Source organism: Halomarina salina (assembly GCF_023074835.1).
GTDB classification, from domain to species: Archaea; Halobacteriota; Halobacteria; order Halobacteriales; family Haloarculaceae; genus Halomarina; species Halomarina salina.
This window is the reverse complement of record NZ_JALLGW010000001.1, coordinates 333,326-351,461: the sequence shown is the minus strand read 5'-3', so window position 1 is coordinate 351,461 and position 18,136 is coordinate 333,326. Positions and strand designations below refer to the sequence as shown.

The 18,136-nt window shown below is 68.5% G+C and carries 15 protein-coding genes; 10 read left to right on the top strand and 5 right to left on the bottom strand.

What is annotated here, in order from left to right; genetic code table 11:
- The first annotated feature begins 244 nt into the window (after positions 1-244).
- Positions 245-1,450 carry a S8 family peptidase gene (locus tag MX571_RS01795; RefSeq protein WP_247413882.1) on the top strand — a complete coding sequence of 402 codons (1,206 nt, stop codon included), beginning with the start codon at positions 245-247 and terminating at the stop codon, positions 1,448-1,450.
- A gap of 54 nt (positions 1,451-1,504) precedes the next feature.
- On the opposite strand, the gene MX571_RS01790 is transcribed toward MX571_RS01795, so the two are convergent.
- From MX571_RS01790 to MX571_RS01780, 3 genes are all read right to left on the bottom strand, one after another.
- Positions 1,505-1,852: a hypothetical protein gene (locus MX571_RS01790; protein ID WP_247413881.1), complete on the bottom strand. Its 348-nt coding sequence runs from the start codon at positions 1,850-1,852 to the stop codon at positions 1,505-1,507.
- Between the two features lie 52 nt (positions 1,853-1,904).
- Positions 1,905-2,075 (bottom strand): hypothetical protein, encoded by a 171-nt coding sequence (locus MX571_RS01785; protein ID WP_247413880.1) that lies wholly within the window; start codon positions 2,073-2,075, stop codon positions 1,905-1,907.
- A 325-nt stretch (positions 2,076-2,400) separates the two neighbouring features.
- Positions 2,401-5,397 (bottom strand): bacterio-opsin activator domain-containing protein, encoded by a 2,997-nt coding sequence (locus MX571_RS01780; RefSeq protein ID WP_247413879.1) that lies wholly within the window; start codon positions 5,395-5,397, stop codon positions 2,401-2,403.
- Positions 5,398-6,062: 665 nt separating this feature from the next.
- Here MX571_RS01780 and MX571_RS01775 point away from each other — a divergent pair.
- Both MX571_RS01775 and MX571_RS01770 read left to right on the top strand, forming a co-directional pair.
- Positions 6,063-6,230, top strand: a complete 168-nt coding sequence (locus MX571_RS01775) for a hypothetical protein (RefSeq protein ID WP_247413878.1) — start codon at positions 6,063-6,065, stop codon at positions 6,228-6,230.
- 288 nt (positions 6,231-6,518) lie between these two features.
- Positions 6,519-6,695, top strand: coding sequence for a hypothetical protein (locus tag MX571_RS01770; protein WP_247413877.1), 177 nt, complete (start codon positions 6,519-6,521; stop codon positions 6,693-6,695).
- Between the two features lie 207 nt (positions 6,696-6,902).
- Here MX571_RS01770 and MX571_RS01765 read toward each other — a convergent pair whose 3' ends face one another.
- The gene (locus MX571_RS01765; protein WP_247413876.1) at positions 6,903-7,943 is read right to left on the bottom strand and encodes a DUF4352 domain-containing protein; all 1,041 of its coding nucleotides are present in this window, start codon (positions 7,941-7,943) and stop codon (positions 6,903-6,905) included.
- A 197-nt stretch (positions 7,944-8,140) separates the two neighbouring features.
- Between MX571_RS01765 and MX571_RS01760 the strand changes: the two genes are divergently transcribed.
- From MX571_RS01760 to MX571_RS01730, 7 genes are all read left to right on the top strand, one after another.
- The gene (locus tag MX571_RS01760) at positions 8,141-8,869 is read left to right on the top strand and encodes a hypothetical protein (protein WP_247413875.1); all 729 of its coding nucleotides are present in this window, start codon (positions 8,141-8,143) and stop codon (positions 8,867-8,869) included.
- 207 nt (positions 8,870-9,076) lie between these two features.
- Positions 9,077-10,912, top strand: coding sequence for a hypothetical protein (locus MX571_RS01755; protein WP_247413874.1), 1,836 nt, complete (start codon positions 9,077-9,079; stop codon positions 10,910-10,912).
- Positions 10,913-11,211: 299 nt separating this feature from the next.
- Positions 11,212-13,026 (top strand): hypothetical protein, encoded by a 1,815-nt coding sequence (locus MX571_RS01750; protein WP_247413873.1) that lies wholly within the window; start codon positions 11,212-11,214, stop codon positions 13,024-13,026.
- A gap of 201 nt (positions 13,027-13,227) precedes the next feature.
- A complete protein-coding gene (locus tag MX571_RS01745; protein WP_247413872.1) occupies positions 13,228-14,001 on the top strand; it encodes a hypothetical protein in 774 nt (257 codons plus the stop codon).
- 3 nt (positions 14,002-14,004) lie between these two features.
- Positions 14,005-14,688, top strand: coding sequence for a hypothetical protein (locus MX571_RS01740; RefSeq protein ID WP_247413871.1), 684 nt, complete (start codon positions 14,005-14,007; stop codon positions 14,686-14,688).
- Positions 14,689-14,892: 204 nt separating this feature from the next.
- Positions 14,893-16,218, top strand: a complete 1,326-nt coding sequence (locus MX571_RS01735) for a ferritin-like domain-containing protein (protein ID WP_247413870.1) — start codon at positions 14,893-14,895, stop codon at positions 16,216-16,218.
- 130 nt (positions 16,219-16,348) lie between these two features.
- The gene (locus tag MX571_RS01730) at positions 16,349-17,428 is read left to right on the top strand and encodes a glutamate-cysteine ligase family protein (protein ID WP_247413869.1); all 1,080 of its coding nucleotides are present in this window, start codon (positions 16,349-16,351) and stop codon (positions 17,426-17,428) included.
- On the opposite strand, the gene MX571_RS01725 is transcribed toward MX571_RS01730, so the two are convergent.
- Positions 17,412-18,128: a TetR/AcrR family transcriptional regulator gene (locus MX571_RS01725; protein WP_247413868.1), complete on the bottom strand. Its 717-nt coding sequence runs from the start codon at positions 18,126-18,128 to the stop codon at positions 17,412-17,414. The two genes, MX571_RS01730 and MX571_RS01725, sit on opposite strands and share 17 nt — an antisense overlap.
- Positions 18,129-18,136 lie beyond the last annotated feature (8 nt).

Below are 18,136 nucleotides of genomic sequence, written 5' to 3'. Positions count from 1 at the left end.
CACGAGGATCGGCGCTGCTCGCTCCGTCCCGATTCCGGATGTTACCGGCGAGACGTTCGGCCGCCGATGACGGTCGATTCCGTAAATTGTTCTGTGGAATAGCTGATTAGGATAACGGATGTCTGGTTATCAGTTGGTGTATGGGAAGGTTTATAGACGACGTTCGGTATCGTTCCGGTACGCCCCACCGGGCGACGGAACGCGACCTACCATGACCACGAATCAGACACCAGCAGCGACGGCTATGGACCGACGGCGGTTCCTGACGGGAGTCGGGGCGGCAGGCAGCGGTCTCGCACTCGGCGTCGGTGGCTGGGTGACGACCAGTGACGTCGAACTCGTCGAGGTGAACGTCGGCTACGACGAACCCGCGGGTCTCGACGCCGCACTCGGCGACGCGGCCACCGTCGGCCGCGAGTTCGGCTTCGACGCGGTGACGCTCCGCCTCCCGAAGCGTCTCGTCGAACCGCTCGCCGCGCGTACCGACATCCGGTACGTCGAAGCGAACGCCGAGAAGCGACTCTTCGACACCGCGTCCGTGGCCGACCTGGACGCCGAACAGACCCTCCCGAGCGGTGTCGAGCGAATCGGTGCCGGAGTGGCCCACGAGAACGGCCTGACCGGCGCGGGTGCGAAGGTCGCCGTCCTCGACACGGGCGTCGCGAGCAGGCACCCGGACCTGCGCGAGAACCTGGGGGAGGGGAAGGCGTTCGTCGAGAGCGACCACGAGGTGGGTGACGGCGAGGACGACGAGAGCGGAGCGGCCGACGTCGCGGCCGACCTCCCGGCGTGGCAGGACACCGACGGCCACGGAACGCACTGTGCTGGCATCGTCGGGGCATCGGACAACGAGCAGGGCGTTCGAGGGGTCGCCCCCGGGGCGTCCATCCACGCCATCAAGGTCGGGTCCGACTCCGGGGGGAAGTCGGCGGACATCGCCGCGGGGCTGGAGTACGCCGCCGACAGCGGGGTGCACGTCGCCAACCTCAGCCTCGGCGACGAGGACCCGTCCGACCTCATCGCGGACGCCTGTCGCTACGCCACCGAGGCGGGCGTGCTGGTGGTCGGTGCGGCGGGGAACGTCGACGTGGGCGAGGACAACACCGTCGTCCGCTACCCGGCGGCACACGAGTCGGTCCTCGCGGTCGGTGCGCTCGCGGACGAGGGCGAACTGGCCGACTTCTCGCTGACCGGACCCGAGGTCGAACTCGTCGCACCGGGCGACGACGTCCTCTCGACGGTCCCCGGCGACGAGTACGAGGAGCACTCGGGGACGTCGATGGCGGCACCGCACGTCGCCGGTGCGGCCGCCCTGTTGATGGCCGAGGGGTGTTCGAGCGACGAGGTGCGGGCACGACTCGGGGAGACGGCGACCGACGTCGGGCTCGACGAGGACGAACAGGGACAGGGCGTCGTCGACGTCGCCGCCGCGCTCGGCATCGCGACCTGAGTACGGGCGGCCGACAGCGACGAGGAGCGTCGACAGCGACGAGGGGAGCGGGCGTCAGAACGACTCGTCGTCCGACCTCGCTGCCTCTTCGAAGAGGTCGGCCTCCAGCAGGTCGAACTGCGCCTCGACCGCCGATTCGGGCACGCCGTACCACTGGCCGAACACCTCCGTGAGCACGTCGCGTTTGAAGACGCACGCGAGCAGGACGCCCCGCGGCGACGCCTCGTCTTCGAGCGCGCGCCGAACGTCCTGGAACGAGATGGCACTGGCCGTCTCCGGCGGGGACGGTGGTCGGCCGAGTTCTCCGTGGGCGTCCTCCATGTGTCTGCGCATCGGGGCGTCGTCCTCCGCGCCGATCGCGAACAGTTCGTCGCAGAACGGACAGCGTTTGTAGACCGTCACGGCGGAGCCTCCGAGGCTGTCGCCCGTCGCGACACGTCCCCGCTCCGTCCCATCAGAGCATCTCCGAGAGGTCGGCGGACGTCGTCGAGCGAATCCAGGCGCGGAGGTCGTTCAGGTCGACGATGACCAGCCCACTCCCGTCACGGACGGTCGCGGTGTACTGCAGTTCGACCGGGTCGTAGGTCGACGCGTCGCGGTTCGCTCCGCCGTCGACTCTGTTCACGGCGACCCTCGCTCGTTCACCAGCCCGCCTCGGTTGCCCGGGGACTGCGAGCGACCACCTCGACGCGCCGCCGATGCTCGGTCCGTCGAACCGCTCGTCCCCCGTGCCTCAACGTACATCTGTCTACCTCACGACCGTACCGAGGCGCGGTGGTGCCAAGGTCGGCGTGCCATGGTAGCTAGTGCCCGCACGCTCACGACAGCTAGGGCGCGCTCGGGGTGCGTGCCGGTCGCGGCCTTCCTCGTCGGGAGCGACGGTGAATCGCGAACGACGACTCGGCTGGAACGCTCTCCGTGCCAGTCAGAGACGCGTCCATCTCGGCCAGTCACGAGTCGTTTCCCTCGGCCGGTCGAGTCGGGACGTAGATGGTGTCGCCGAGGTACGCGTGGAGGAGTTTCTCCTCGGCCTTCCTGAGGTGCTGGTGGAGCGTCGCCGAGGTGATGTCGAGCGACTCGGCGACCTGCTCGGCCGTGCTCTTGCGCGGCCAGTCGTAGTAGCCGGCCGCGTAGGCGGCTCTGATGGCCGTCCGCTGGCGCTCGGTCAGGAACCGGTCCGCGGCGTTGACCGACTGGACGCCCGGTGCCACCCGGTGACCGGTCTCTCGCCTGGCCACCAGTTCGGCGTGGTCGTACCGACGCCGGAACACGTCCAGGAGGCCCCTGACGTTGACGTCGGCGGGCGCTTCCATGACCAGACGAGCCGTGCCCCCCTCCGCAGAGAACGACCGGACGTGTGCGCCGAGGTCGACGAGGTCGTGAATCGGCGACTCGGTGACGACGAGTTCGAGTACGGTCGTGTCGTCGGTCTGGTCGAGGATACGCCGGGTCTCGACGCTGTCGGTCTCCCCCGCCCGGTCGAACACCTCCTCGGGCGGCGCGCCCTCGACGGTGGCGTACTGCAGGAGGCGACCCTCTCGGAGCGGGACGGCGTCCTCGACGACGCAGCGACAGTCGAACCGGGACGAGAGGTCGAGGAAGACGTCGTCTCCCGCCGCGACCTCGATGCCGAGTTCGACGACGCTGTCCGCTATCAGGAGGTTCTTGGTCGTGAGCGAGCGCACGACGAACTCGATGGTGTCGCCGAGCAGTTCGAACTCGGCCTGTTCGGACTCGGTGAAGGCGTCTCGGCGGTCGGTGCTGACGACGAGCACCTCCTCGACGCGCCCGCCGTGGCGAATCGGGACGGCGATGCTGGCCTCGAAGGTGGTCGGGTCGTCCTCGCACTCCGCGTCGGTCCCCGTGACGGTGTACTGACGCGTCACCTGTATCACGCCGGTCTCGATGGCCGTCGTTACGGCGTCGGGTCGCGTCGACTCGCCGGCCGACCAGGTGTCGTCCCCGTCGACGCTCTCGGTCGCGACGACGCCGGTACCGGGGTCCGACTCGACGATCCAGGCGTCCTGGTAGAGTTCGGAGGCCAGCAGGCACCGGCAGACGACCTCACCGACCTCCCGGTGGGCCGTCGCTCGCGGCAGTCGCTGGACGATTTCGCGGATGACGGCGTTGATCTGGTCGAGGGTACGGAGGCGGTCGCGCTGAATGAGCAGGTCGCGTTCGTGGTCGCTGACCAGTCGCTCGCGCCGGGTGTGTTCGAGCACCATCGTGACGTCCGACGCGAGCAGTTCGATCAGCGAGACGTCCCGCTCGTCGATGGTCTGCCCGACCGTCGTGAGCACGGTCAGCACGCCGTACTCGCCGAGTGGGACGTGCACCCCCGTCTCGATGGCGTCGTCGCCGTACGGCGTGTCCGGACCGTCCGGTTCCACCTTCTGGACGGTCTCGCCGCGTCTGAACGCCCGTCCCGCGTACGTCGAGCGCAGGTTGAACACCGGTCGCGACCGGATCAACTCCTCGGCGCGGTCGGTCTGGGCGACGATGTCGAACGCGTTCGACTCCGGGTCGAACAGCCGGATACAGCTGATGTCGAACCCGATGATGTCCTCGACGGCCTCGACGCCGCGCTGGGCGATGTCCCGTTCGGTCGTCGCTCGCAGGAGGTCGCGGCTCTGCTGGTTGAGCGCGCGCAGGAGTCGCTCGGCCGCCTTGCGGTCGCTGATGTCGCGCACCACCCCGACGACGTCGCCGTCGCCGACGGTGGCCAGCGAGAGTTCCTGTTCGAAGGTCGCACCGTCGCGTCGCTGGCCGACGCTCTCCCCGCGCCAGTAGCCCTGCGCGTCGAGTGATGGGAGTATCTCCCGTTCGTACTGCCGTCTGGTAGCCTCGTCGCACAGGTCGAACCACGACCGGCCGACGAGGCGGTCGGGCGACTCGTAGCCGTACAGGTCGGCGTGGGCCGGGTTGACGAACAGGTACGTCCAGTCGGCGTCGACGACGGCCATCCCGTCGATGGACGACTCCATCGCCACCACCCGCTGGCGAAGCTCCTGCTCCCGTTCCAGGCGGTCGCTGATGTCGCGCAGGCTCCACAGCATCCGGGGGTCGCCGTCGAACTCGACGACGGCGACCGACACCTCGACGGGGAGCGCCGTCCCTTCGCCCGTCTCGACGGTGAGGTCGTCGGTCCAGCCAGCGCCTCGCTCGAACGTCTCCTCGACGAACGTCGCGTAGGACTCGCCGTCGCGGCCGAAGAGGGCCGCTGGCGGGAGCGACAGCAGGTCGTCGGCGTCGTACTGCAGGAGGTCGCACGCGCGGGGATTGCACGCCCGGAACACGTCGTGTTCCGGGTCGGTGATGAGCAACGCGTCGTTGAGGTGGTCGAACACGCCGCGGACCATCTCGACGGTGTACGCCGAATCGCCGTCGGCCTCGTGGTCGTCGTCGTCGGCTCCACGGCCGCCGTCGGGTCCGTCTCCTTCCTGCACGCGGGCGCTCGGTCGCTCACCGTCGCCCGTCCGTTCACCGTCGTACCGGTAGTTCTCGACGTCGTGGACGACGAGGACGAGAAGCTCCTGTCCGTTCTCGCTGACCGTCTCGACGGCCGTCCGGAGCGAGACGTCGTGACCGTCCCAGTGACGGACGGTCAGCGTCTCGTCCGGCGCGTCCGCTCCGCCGGTCTCGGCCGCCGCGTCCCGGAGACGGGAGAGTGCGGCGTCGGGGTCGTCGTCGCGGACGAGTTCCTGGAGGGGACTGTCGACGAGGTCGTCGACGCGACGACCGAGGAGTCGCGCCCCGGCGGGCGTGACGAACGCGACGCTACCCGACTCGTCGACGCCGACGACGCCCTTACCAGCCGCGTCGATACCACTCCATCTGGCGTCCCCACCGATCGTTGGGCCTTCGTGTGCCATGCCTGGGTCCTCGAGTGTCGTCGATTCGGTGCCGACCGACGCCACCAGCGGCGCGTCGGACGCTCCGACGCTCACGCCCCGGCAGCGTCCGGCGGTCGGGTCGTCTCGTGGACCGTCGGTCGGTCTGCCGACTCGACGTGTCCGTGTTGGTGGCGATTCGTCGTCCAATCTCTTCGACAGCTCTGAGGAGGGTCCGCAGCGGTAAAACCGATGTAGCCTATTCCCCTAGAATACAGTGTAGGCTGGCAGTTACGGTACGGATTCGACGGGCCTACCGACGCGTGGGGCGGGTCACCGGGGCCAGACGGTCGCACGGTGACTTCTCGACTCGCTTATTACGTCGGAGTGCCCGCCGTCGCCCCGCGTGGCTGGAGCCTGCGGGGTGCTCTTCGGCGTTCCGGGGATACGGGGGTCAGATGGTCCCCTTCCCCCGCGATACCCGGCGAAGCTTCGACCGGGTTTTACGCCCGGTCGTCGCGTCGTCCCGCGAACACGGACACGGTCGGCGGCGACGCACTCGTCGGACCGCAACGCATTCGCCGGACGGCGGCGACTCGCTCGGAGTCGTGTCCGGACACCAGCTATGGTACGAAGACGACAGATTCACCCGGCGACAGTGGCCCGTGGCGACGACGGCACCGTTCGGATACTCGGCGTCCGGAGTGTGCCCTCCCACCCACTGGAGCGTGGGGTACTCGGATGACCGACCGTGCGGCGACCGAACAGTACCCGGAGCGACCGTGACCACGCACATCAAACTCCACGGGCCGAAGGCCCGGCGCTTCGAGGAGCTGAAAGCCGAGATGAGCGAGCGGATGGGCTACGAACTGAGCAATCCGGAGGTGCTCGGCCTCCTGATGGCCGGTCGGGACTGGGACACCGCCCTGACGGACCGAACGTTCCCCTGAACCGGTCGGCGTTCGGCGACCGACCACACCCACCCACCCGAGAGACGTAGGGTCTCCCGTATCCAACTACGTAGGTCGACGATTCGTACCGGATGGCGTCGTTCGTGCAACTGTGGCAGCGAACGACCGTCGAACGGGATGCGTCCTGGTGGCGGTCGGTCGGTGCCCTCCCGGTGACGAACGACGACGGACTGGCTCCGGTGGCCGTCACGACGCGTCTCCACCGTCGGGAGCGACCACGAACGACACGCACGGACGGCCGTGCCCGTTCGACCCCAACGACAACTCATGACGTCACACATCAAACTCTACGGCTCGAAGAGCGACCGATTCGAACAGATAAAGCGGACGATGGAACAGCAACTCGGGTACGAACCGTCGAACCCCGAAGTCGTCGGCCTCATCATGGCCGCCTACGAGACCGACGAGACGAGTGCCATCCGCGTCGACAACGCCCTCCGGTAGTTCCGGCGACCGTCGACTCTCGACCGAGAGCTGGTCTCCCCCGAGAGCTGGCCCCTCCGAGCGCAGTTCTTCACGACCGTCACCGACCGTTCCCGACCCGTGTTACGTCACGCGAGACGTTCGCGAGCGACGCGCCACCGACCGGTCGCGGCTACCGCAGGGTCTGCCCATCTCGTGGCACGTCCGGTGGCGCCGTCGATAGCAGGCTCACCGGAGGAGCCAGGCGACTCGCTGGTCGGTGCCCCACTCGCCGAAGTCGAACAGCCAGTACAGTTCTCCGCTCCCCTCGTCGACCCGGTAGCCGACCTCTCCCTCCTCCTTCTCCTCGGCGGCGACCGACAGTTCCGAGAGGTCGCCGAGTGCGCCGACCATCGTCGAACTCGCGTCGTAGACCCGCCCCGACTCGTCTTTGAGCTGGAGCTGTGCGGGCGAGAGGCGCAGCTCCCGATTCGTGGTGTTGTCGACCGTGACGCCGAGGACGACGACCTCCTCGCCGTCGTCGGCGTCCAGGAACCCACCGAGGTCGTTCCCCCGTTCGAGACTCGCGATGCGGACCTCGACGCCACCTCGCTCGACGCCCTGGGAGAACTCGTGGACGCCCTGGAGGTCCTGTTGGAGTCTCTCCCCCACTCCCTGGCTCCGCTTCTCGCCGGTGCCGACGACGGCCGACGGGCCGGCACCGGGGGGTCCGACCTCGACCACGAGGTCCCGGACGTCGTCGCCCACCTCGTAGGCGAGGTCGCCGCGGACGACCTCACCGGGGGCGAGGCGGCCTGCCGTGACCGCGCGCGCCTCGGGGCGGAGCGCTCGGACCGCCGCGTACCGCCGGTCGGTCCCGTCACCGAGCGCGACCGTCAGCTCCCGGTCGACGTCCACCACTCCCTTCCCGCGGGCGTGCTGGACGGCGACGTCGACGACGGCGAACGCCGACCCGTCCGTCGCCGCGAGGACGTTCTCGTCGGACTCCGTGTCCAGTTCGAAGGGGTCGTCGTCGGAGGGGGCGTCCACTCGGTCGACGACGTCTGCTCCGTAGACGACGAGGTCGAGGTCGCCGACGCCGAACCGGTCGCCGAGACCGTACGACTCCGGCGACTCGGGCGACTGGCTCGCCGTCGTCTGGGGCCCCCGCGACTCGTCGCCGCGCCCGCGCGTGGACTGGCGCTCGGCGCTGGCACGAGCACAGCCAGCGAGTGCGAGCGCTCCCCCGGCGACCAGCGCGAGGTACGTTCGACGGTCCATGCGGTCCATACCCGACTCCGGTCTTCCACGTGGCATGTACCCTGGGTGGGAATCGGCACCGGATGGGAGACGGCCTGCGCGGATGTCCCCGGCCCCGAGTGGTGGGGGACCCGGCCGCGTCGGTACGCCGTCCCCGGCCGCGGCCGTCGCCCCGATTCTTCGACCAGTCTTCATATCTCGTCGCCGTCTGCTCGTCGTATTCGCCCATGACTACCGACTGCCCGTACTGCGGGGACTCGGTCCCCGACGACGCGTACGTGAGCCACCTCCGCCGGGGACACGACGAGGACGACCTGACAGCCATCGACCGCCGCCGGGTGCGGGCAGCGAGGAACCGACCGAACCGCGGCCGACTGGTCCTCTACGCCGGCCTCGGTGGCGTCCTGCTCCTCTTCGTGCTCGGGTACGGCCTCGTGGCCGTCTCCTCCGGCCCCGGCCCGAGTTCGGCCGCGGTCACGCCCGATCCGACGAACGGGACGCACGAACACGGCCGCATCACCGTCCAGTACGACGACCAGACCGTGGACCTCTCCGACCCGCGGTACCTCGAAGCGGACGAGTGCTTCCACTTCCACGAGGACGAGAGCGACGGGGGGAGTGACGACGAGGCGAGTACGTACGAAGAGAGTGACCACGAACGCGGTGCGGGGAGCGACCACCACGGCGACACACCGGCGTCGGCGGTGTGGCACGCCCACTGCGAGAACGTGACGCTGGAGTACGCCCTGGAGACGCTCGGGATGACGGTGACGAGCGACAGCGCGACCATCGACGGGCGCGAGTACGCCGAGGCGGACGGCGACGAGGTCACCGTGACCGTGGACGGCGACCCCGTCGACCCGCGGGAGTACGAACTCCAGGGCGTCGAGTCCGTCGAGGACGCGAACCACGGGGCGGGCGACGACGTGCGAGTGGTCGTCCGGTCGGCCGACTGAGGCGTGGTGGCGAACGGGAATCGGCGGTGACCGGTGTCGGCGGTGACCTGGCGTCGGTCCCGCGTCCCCCCGTCAGCGCGATTCTTCCCTACCCTTCGTCGCCTCTTTTTGCCCGAGACAGGCGAAGATGCGCACGATCTAGGGGCGTGTCCCAAGCCGTGTTCACCGCGTGACTGACGGATACACTAGATACTCAGGAGAGAACACATGATCGACAAAGTGGGTGTGCTCACGGTGGCCGCGCTGCTGGTACTGGCGGGCATCGTCGCTGCGGCTACCCCGGTCACGCAGAGCGACGACCAGACCGTCATCTACACGCTCGACGACGAGCGGTGCGACGTGAGCGAACACCTCGACGAGGACGTCGACGTCACGAGCGACGTCGACGAGAGCGAACAGCAGAGCGAGGACGAGCGAAATCGGGCGGACAGCGCGCTGGCCGAGCACGACCGGAGCAGCGACGCGAGCGCGAGCGACAGTGCGAGCGCGAGTGCCAGCGCGAGCAACGAGAGCGCGAGCGACGCCAGCGACCGGGACAGCGCGAGCGACAGCGAGTCGTACCGCGACGGGAGTTCCGAGGCGGTGAACGACCGCGACTACGACCGCGAGGCGAGCAGCGAACGCGACGCCAGCGACGTCGAGGAGAGCGACCGCAGCGTCGAGGAGAGCGACGTCGACGACAGGGACGTCGAGACCGACGAGCAGGTGAGCGAGCGCGACCACGACGTCAGCGAGCAGGCCGCGAACGAGTCCGACCAGGACAGTACGCGCAGCGAGAGCGAGTCGAGTGCGAACGAGTCCGCTAGCGACGAGCGCGCGAGCGACGCCAGCGAGTCGGCGAGCGCCGACGAGGAGCGCGAGAGCGCGTCCGCGGAGAACGCGAGCGACTCGGCGCGGAACGACGGCGAGTACGCCGAGGCGGACCGCAAGGCGGCCGCCAGCGACTCCCAGTCCGTCGACGAGAGCGACAGCACGAGCAACGAGAGCCAGAGCGAGGCCGCGGAGAACGCCTCCGACCAGCGAGCCGCCGAGGAGCGTGCGAGTGATTCGAGTGACAGTGTCTCCGACGACAGTTCCGCGGAGGAGCAAGCGTCGAGCGACGGCGACAGCAGCGAGCGCGACGACGACGGCGACTCCAGTGACAGTGAGAGCGCCGCCGACGAGAGCGAGTCGAGCGCCGACCAGTCCAGCGACGGCGCCTCGCAGGACAGCCAGCGTGATTCGAGCGAGAACGACCGCAGCGACGCCGCCAGCGAAGAGCGCGACAGCGCCGCTTCCGACAGCGCCAGCGAGTCGAGCGCCGAGAACCAGAGCGACTCTAGCGTCGACGAGAGCGACCGGGAGGGCTCCGAGAGCGCCGCGAGCGACAGTCAGCGTGACAGCGCAGACTCCGAGCGCAAGTCGTCGGGCAACGAGTCCGCCAGCGACGAGCGCGCGAGCGACGCGAGCGAGTCGGCGAGCGACGAGCGGGCCAGCCGACTGGACCGCACCGACAACGACAGTCAGCAGAGCGAGAGCGCCCGCACGGACAGCGGGAGCGAGAGCGACCGACTCTCGAGCGCGCGTGACGGGAGTACGTACACCGACGAACGCGACGCGAGCGACAGCACGCGCAACGCGTCCAACGAGTCCGCACGCGACACGGAGAGCGTGAGCGACGAGGGCGTCGACACCAGACTGGACAACGACGTCGAGAGCGCGTCGAACAGCCAGACGGACAGCGAGTCCGACCTGAGCGAGCGCGACCGTAGCGAGCGCGCCGAACAGAGCGACCGTGCGAGCCAGGAGGACCGGAGCGACCGCGCTCACGACCTCGAATCGCGCGACAGCGACCGCAGCGACTCCGAGAGCGAGAGTCAGCGCGACCGCAGCGAGAGCACGCAGGACCGGACCCAGCGCGACCAGACCCGGGACTCCACCTGCGACACGACGACCGAACGGATGATCGTCACCGGTGAGAGTCCGTCGGAACTCGAACGGAAGGGCGTCATCGTCGAGAACGCCGACGGTTCGTTCGACATCGACGTCAGCAAACTCGACTGACGGGGTCGCCCGACGAGGACCGGTCGAACCCACTGCTTTTTCGGGGGGTTTCCGCGGAGCGTTTTGGGGATTCCACGGCGTGTCGAAGAGTCTCTTCCCCTCGGCCGAGCACCGGGGGTTCGTTCGGGGGAGAATTGACCCCATCCCCTCCGGACGTTCCCAGGGCTTCGTCGCCTGTTCTTAACGCTCCTGAGCGAACCGGTAACTGACCTACAACAGAGGTCACAGAGATTCGAATGACCAACAAAGCACTAGCCATCGTGATGGTTCTCCTCTTGGTGTTAGCCGGTGCTGGGAGTGTGGCGACAGCCCAGACCAGCAGCAGTTCCCAGACGGACGACCAGTGCGATGAGTACGAAAGCCTCGACGACGACGCGTCGACCCTCGACGAAGAGGACGCGAGCGAGAGCCGGAGCAGTAACGACCGAGATAGCTCGAGTAGCGAGGACTCGGAGAGTTCGAGCGACTCTTCGAGTAGCGAGAGCGACAGCGAGAGCGACAGTGCGAACGACGCCGACGCCTCGTCGATGGACCGGAGCGACCGGGACAGCGCGAGCGACAGCGAGTCGTACCGCGACGGGAGTTCGCTGGAGGTGAACGACCGCGACTACGACCGCGAGATGAGCAGCGAGGACTCCGTCGACAACGTCGACGAGAGCGACCACAGCGAGCGCCAGAGCGACGTCGACGACATGGACATCCAGATGGACGAGGACGAGAGCACCCTCGACCGCACCGTCAACGACGCGACCGACAGCGCGAGCGACCAGGACAGCACGCGCAGCGAGAGCGCGAGCGATTCGAGCGACAGCGCCTCACAGGACAGCCAGCGCGATTCGAGCGACAGTCAGAGCGACTCCGAAGACCGCGACAGCGCGAGCGACGAGAGCGCGAGCGACAGCGAGTCCAACGACAGCGACTTCGCCAACTCGGACCGCGAGGAGAGCGCGAGCGACTCGCAATCCTCGGACGAGAGCGACAGCGCCTCCGACGAGCGCGAGAGCGAGTCGAGCGACCGCGCGTCGGACGCGAGCGCCTCCGACGAGAGCGAGAGCGACCGCGCTTCGGACGACAGCTCCTCCGACGAGAGCGACTCCACCGACAGCGAGTCGAGCGACACCGACGTCGAGTCCTCGACCGACGAGGGCGAATCGAGCGACCGCGGCGACGACGACCGCGACAGCTACGACTTCGAGGAGAGCGACACCGACAGCGCCTCCGACGAGAGCGATTCGAGCGCGAGCGATTCGAGCGACAGCGCCAGCTCCAGCTCCGACAGCGAGAGCGACTCCACCGACAGCGAGTCGAGCGACAGCGAATCGAGCGACAGCGACAGCGAATCGAGCGACAGCGCCAGTGCGTCCAGCTCCGACGACGAGAGCGACAGCGAGTCGAGCGAGAGCGACCGCGAGGGCTCCGACAGCGCGTCGAGCGACAGCGACAGCTCCAGCTCCGACTCGGACAGCGCGTCGGCGAGCAGCGACAGCGCGAGCGACGAGAGCGAGAGCGACAGCAGCGACAGCGCGAGCGACGAGAGCGACAGCACGCTCGAGACGACCGACAACGACAACGAACAGTCCAGCACGCAGAACGAGGAGAGCGAGTCCTCGATGGACCGGAGCGTCAGTCAGAGCGACCAGAGCATGCACTCCGTCGAGAACTCCGTCGACGACAGCGACCGGTCCGTGCAGGACGAGCAGTCGGTGGACACGGAGAGCGTGAGCGACAACGGCATCGACACCGCCGAGAACAACGACGTCGAGTGGGAGACGAACAGCGACGAGGACAGCGAGTCCGACCTGAGCGAGAGCGACTCCAGCGAGAGCGACTCCAGCAGCCAGAGCCAGTCCGACTTCGAGGAGAGCGACTCCAGCGAAGACGTCGACACCCGGGACGACACCCGGACCGACGCCGACGCCGACTTCGAGACCGAGAGCTCGCAGTCCGAGTCCGACGACACCAACTACGGCGAGTCGTACGACTCCGAGTGCGTCGACTCCAGCGACGACGAGAACGAGGACGACGACGGTATCGACGACTCCGACGACGAGAACGGACTCGTCGCGGACGTGGTCAACGCCTACGAGGCCATCCTCGCGTCCTTCCTGGGCTGAGCGAACGGCGCTCGTCCCTCCCGTTTTTCGATACGACTCCGCGACCTGTCCACAAACATGTCTAGAGAATGACTAGAAAACGGTTATGCGTCTGCCATCTCTCGTACGACGAGTGAGGGTGAGCGAGGGGGAGTCCGGGAATCGGCGATGTGTGGACGTCGAGCGACTCGTGCGGCCGACGGGAGACGGAGGGTCGAGTCGATGGACGTGAGGACGGTACGACCGGTACGGAACGGCGCCGTCGGCCGCGGGCGGACGGCACTCGACCGGCACGGAAACGGGTCGCTGAGCCGTCGCCAGTTCGTCGGCGCGGCGGGGGCGCTCGCGGCTTTCGGCAGTTCGCTCGACCGCCTCGGCACGACCGGGACGGGAGACGGCGGTGGCGGCGCTGGGGAGATGCCCGTCGTCACGGCCAGCCTACGCTACGACGTGGACGCCGGGGTGGACGTGGAACACGACTGCGGCCGTTCGCACGTCCGGAGCGACCCGTCGTCGGGCGTCTTCTGGCTCTCCCGTCCCGCGTACGAGACGGCCCGACGAGCGCTGGCGGGGGCCGACGGCCTCGCCGTCGTCCAGTCGCGCTCGCTGCTGGCGGCCGTCGACGGCCTGTTCGGGGCGGACGTCTTCGGGGCCACGCCGACGGACCGACTGCCGCTCGACGGTGGACGGGCCGTGCGAGTGCTCGACGGCGTGAGGCCGCCGTCCGTGGACCTCGAACGGGTCGGAGAGCTGCGCGTTCGTGCCACCGTCGCGGGAGCGTCGACGGTCCTCGGCCCGGCGGAGCGAGAACACGTACTGCTCCCGAGCAGCTCGGTCACCGTCCGCCGGCCGACCGGTCGGACCCGGACCGCTCCCGGGAAACGCCCCGGCGAGACGGTGACGGTGCCCGCCTTCGAGGCGGTCGAACGACCGGCGACGCCGACGGTGACCGTCGAGCACCTCGGCGTGCGCGCGGTGCGACCGTTCGGAGCGTGACCGATGCCGTACGTCAGTTTCGCGGCCGCTGCCGGCTGGCCCCGGTGGGCTACGCTCGTCCGGGAGGAGGCCCGGAACGTCGTCGACTACCTCGACGACACCACCGACGCCGACTGGCAGTTCTGGGACTTCGGCCGACTGGGCGTCGCACCCGCGGAGTTCGTCGACACCGAGCACTCCTTCATCGAGCGAGCGATGTCGTGGCTCGACGAGCATCGCTCGCTGACCGCCGAGGAGAACGTCCTCATCGCCCACGACGTGGCGCAGTGGGGGTACGGTCAGAGCGACACCTACGTGACGGACGACGGGGAGTGGACGCGCGGAGCGCTGGTGTACGCCGACCCGTTCTCGGTCGGTTCCTGGGAGGTCCGTGGGATGACGTGGCACGAGGCTGGTCACGCCTACGGGGCGAGCCACGCCGACGGCGACTTCCGCGTCGACGCGAACGGCTGTTACACCGAGTTGACGCCGATGTGCTGGTCGTACCTCCTCGAACCGAACGATGGCTGGTTCTGGACGCAGGAGGCCAGCACGACGTGGGAGGGGAGCGACGAGCCGCCCGAACGGTTCGCCAACGGCCTGCAGAACCGCGAGCACCAGTTCGACGACCCGGTCCACCACGCGGACCGGTACAGCCGCTACACGCGCGAGAAGGTAGCGAACTGGCTCGACTCGCGCGAGGACTGAGCGAGCGGACAGTGCTCGCTTCGAGAACGCCTGGTCTGACGAAGTCGTCCGTCACCGGTCGTCGCCACCACTGGCCGTCTATCGCCACCGGGGTCTGCGAGTTCCGACCGGAGTTGGGTGAGAGTTCCGCCACCGTCTGGTGGGATTCCCGTCGGAAATCGGAGAATTCTCTTTAGGGGGAACTGACTCGGTGAAGACGAAGCGATGACTGCACCCGACGACACCCCCGACACGACGCGCCGCGCACTCCTCGGCACCACCGCGACGCTCGGTATCGCCACCCTCGCTGGCTGTATGGGCGGCGGTGACGACGGTGGTGACACGACGACGAGTGAACCACCGCAGACCTCCGACGCCCCGGCCACGACGACGATGGGGACGAACGAGACGACGGACGACCCCACCACGACCCAGTCGACGCCAGCGCCCGACGTCCCCGTGCTCAACTACGCGCTGACGCTCGAACACCTGGAGAACGCGTTCTACCGCGAGGGACTGGAGACGTTCGGCGAGGACGAACTGATGGAGGCCGAGGCGCTCTCGTCGTTCGGCGAACGGCTTCGGATGGACGTACCGAGGTACCTCCAGACGGTGGGCGAACACGAGGCCGCCCACGTGAGCGCGCTCACCGACACCGTCGAGCAGTTGGGCGGGACGCCCGTCGAGGAAGGCGAGTACGAGTTCGGCTACGAGACGCCCAGCGAGTTCTTCGACGTGGCGAAGGCGCTGGAGAACACCGGCGTCGCCGCGTACGCCGGTGCCGCGCCGAAGGTGGTGAACGCCGACGTGCTCGCGGCGGCGGCCGGTATCCACAGCGTCGAGGCGCGTCACGCGAGCTTCCTCAACCTCGTCAACGCCGAGTCGCCGTTCCCGAAGGCGGTCGACGAGGCGAACTCCGTCGAGGAGGTGCTCGACGTCGCTGGCCAGTTCGTCACCTCCGAGGTCGACCCGAGCGTCTTCGAGACGGGCGATGACCGCCCCGACCAGCAGCGCAAGGCCGAGGACGACACGGACGACGTGGCCGTGCTCAACTACGCGCTGACGCTCGAACACCTGGAGAACGCGTTCTACCGCGAGGGGCTGGAGGCGTTCAGTCAGGAGGACCTGATGGACGCGGAGGCGCTCTCGGGGTTCGGCGAGACGGTCCGCGAGGACGTCCGCTACCACCTGGAGATGGTGGGCGAACACGAGGCCGCACACGTCAGGGCCATCACCGACACCGTCGAGCAACTCGGCGGGACGCCCGTCGAGGAGGCGACGTACGACTTCGGCTACGAGACGCCCAGCGAGTTCCTCGGCGTGGCGCGAGCGCTGGAGAACACGGGCGTCGCCGCGTACAAGGGTGCGGCGGGCACCGTCGCCGCGGACGCGGTGTTCGAGGCAGCCATCGGCATCCACAGCGTCGAGGCGCGACACGCCTCGTTCCTGAACGAACTGAACGTCGAGTCGCCGTTCCCGATGGCCGTCGACGAGCCGAAGACGATGGCCGAGGTGACCGAGATAGCGGGCCAGTTCGTCGTCGAGAACTGAGCCAGGGGGGCGAGCGGCGCTCCGACAGGCGGTCTCGAACCGTCCGCCGTCTCGTCGAACCCCTCGCCGTCCCTCTCCGATACGGCACACGCCGGGCAAGCGCTAACCGCGCAGATAGACTCCACGACGTATGCAACTCGGTGTCGAGATGGAGTTCTGGGTGGTCGACGAGATGGGTGACCTCTGTGCCGGCCACGACCTCACGGAGGCTCACGAGAACGCGGTGCCCGAGTTCGTCGAGTCGCTCGTCGAGATAACGACGCCGCCACGGGGCTCTACCGCCGGTATCGCCGAGAGCCTCACGGACGTGCTCGACACGCTCCTCCGGGGTGCTCGCGAGACGAACCGTCGGCTCGTCCCGCTCGGGACGCCGCTGACCGCCAACGGGTCGCCCGTCACCTCCTCGCGTGGCGACATGCTCGAACGCATCTACGGCGAGGGGTTCGAGGTCGCCAAGAACTGCGCCGGGACGCACGTCCACTTCGAGCAGGGGAACGTCGCTCGCCAGTTGAACCTCCTGACGGCGCTCGACCCGGCGCTCGCGCTGGTGAGTTCCTCGCCGTTCTACGAGGGCGAGCGACTGGCCACCTCTTCGCGCGCGTACGCGTACCGGTACAAGGCCGGGCACAACTTCGGGAAGTTCCGCGACCTCTGGGAGTACACCGACGACCCCGACGAGTGGGAGCGACGACTCCAGTGGCTCTACGAGGAACTGCGGTCGATGGCGCTCAACCGCGGCGTCTCGACCGAGGAGTACACCGACTACTTCGACCCGGAGAACGTCGTGATGACGCCCATCCGCCTGCGCAGCGAGACGCCGACCGTCGAGTGGCGCTCGCCCGACACCTCCCTCCCGAGCCAGGTCGTCACGCTCCTGGAGGACCTCGCGCCGCTCATGGCCCAGACCGACGACCTGCCGGTCGAGGTCGGCGACCCCGGCGTCACCAACGACGCCATCGGCGTCCCGGCGTACGCGGAACTCCAGCAGTTGAGTTCGGCGGCCATCGAGCGAGGGCTGACCTCGCCGTTCGTCTGGAAGTACCTCGAACGGTACGGCATCGACACGACGCGCTACCACCCGCTGTCGGGCCAGTTCTACGCCGGCGACACCATCCCCGAGGAGCGGGCGCGTCGGGTCCGACTGGAGGCAGCGCGCCTGCTCGAACGGGACGTGGACGCGCTCCACACGACCGTCACTGCCCGTCGGTAGCGTCGTCGTCCAGCCCCGACGCTGCGGTGTCGCGGTCGCCACCGGAGGCGCTCGCGACGAGGTCGTCGACGTCCACGTCCGGAACGTCGACCGCGTCGAGGTCGGGGTCGTCGCTCGTCACGCCGCGCGCGAACGACCCGACGAGGGTCTGTTTCACCTCCTGGTACATCGGAATCTCGTCCTCGTGGAGACCGACGAAGATTATCGCGTGGATGGTGTAGGCGAGGAGTTCCGGCGAGACGTCGTGGAGCAGCCCCGCCTCGTCCCACGCTTCGAGGTACGGCAGGAAGATGGCGAGCTCCTGCTGCCGGTTCTCTTCCATCTCCTCGTCGGTGAACTGCTCGCGCAGTCGGTCGAGTTCGTCGCTGACGATTATCTGACGGACGAGCTGGTTCGTCTCTATCACCTCCAGTATCCCCAGCAGGAACGCTTCGATGGCCGCCTGCGGGTCGTCGTAGCGCTCGAACGAGATGGCGAGCAGGTGTTCGGTCGTCTCCTCGCCCTCCTCTTCCAGCAGTTCGATGTACAGCTCCTCCTTCGAGTCGTAGAACTGGTAGAACGTGCTCGACGCGATACCCGCCGGCTCCGTCAGCTCCGAGATGGTCGTCTTCCGGAGGCCGTAGCGCGAGAACAGGTCCCGTCCCGTCTCGCGTATCTGCTGGCGAATTCGGGAGCGTTCGTCGTCGCTGAAACTCCGCATCTACCGAC

What these genes read in the sequence shown, in the direction of transcription:
- MX571_RS01795 (WP_247413882.1), top strand. Translation starts at nt 245, where the DNA reads ATGGACCGACGGCGGTTCCTGACGGGAGTCGGGGCGGCAGGCAGCGGT.
- MX571_RS01770 (WP_247413877.1), top strand. Translation starts at nt 6,519, where the DNA reads ATGACGTCACACATCAAACTCTACGGCTCGAAGAGCGACCGATTCGAA.
- MX571_RS01765 (WP_247413876.1), bottom strand. Translation starts at nt 7,943, where the DNA reads ATGGACCGCATGGACCGTCGAACGTACCTCGCGCTGGTCGCCGGGGGA.
- MX571_RS01760 (WP_247413875.1), top strand. Translation starts at nt 8,141, where the DNA reads ATGACTACCGACTGCCCGTACTGCGGGGACTCGGTCCCCGACGACGCG.
- MX571_RS01755 (WP_247413874.1), top strand. Translation starts at nt 9,077, where the DNA reads ATGATCGACAAAGTGGGTGTGCTCACGGTGGCCGCGCTGCTGGTACTG.
- MX571_RS01745 (WP_247413872.1), top strand. Translation starts at nt 13,228, where the DNA reads ATGGACGTGAGGACGGTACGACCGGTACGGAACGGCGCCGTCGGCCGC.
- MX571_RS01740 (WP_247413871.1), top strand. Translation starts at nt 14,005, where the DNA reads ATGCCGTACGTCAGTTTCGCGGCCGCTGCCGGCTGGCCCCGGTGGGCT.
- MX571_RS01735 (WP_247413870.1), top strand. Translation starts at nt 14,893, where the DNA reads ATGACTGCACCCGACGACACCCCCGACACGACGCGCCGCGCACTCCTC.
- MX571_RS01730 (WP_247413869.1), top strand. Translation starts at nt 16,349, where the DNA reads ATGCAACTCGGTGTCGAGATGGAGTTCTGGGTGGTCGACGAGATGGGT.
- MX571_RS01725 (WP_247413868.1), bottom strand. Translation starts at nt 18,128, where the DNA reads ATGCGGAGTTTCAGCGACGACGAACGCTCCCGAATTCGCCAGCAGATA.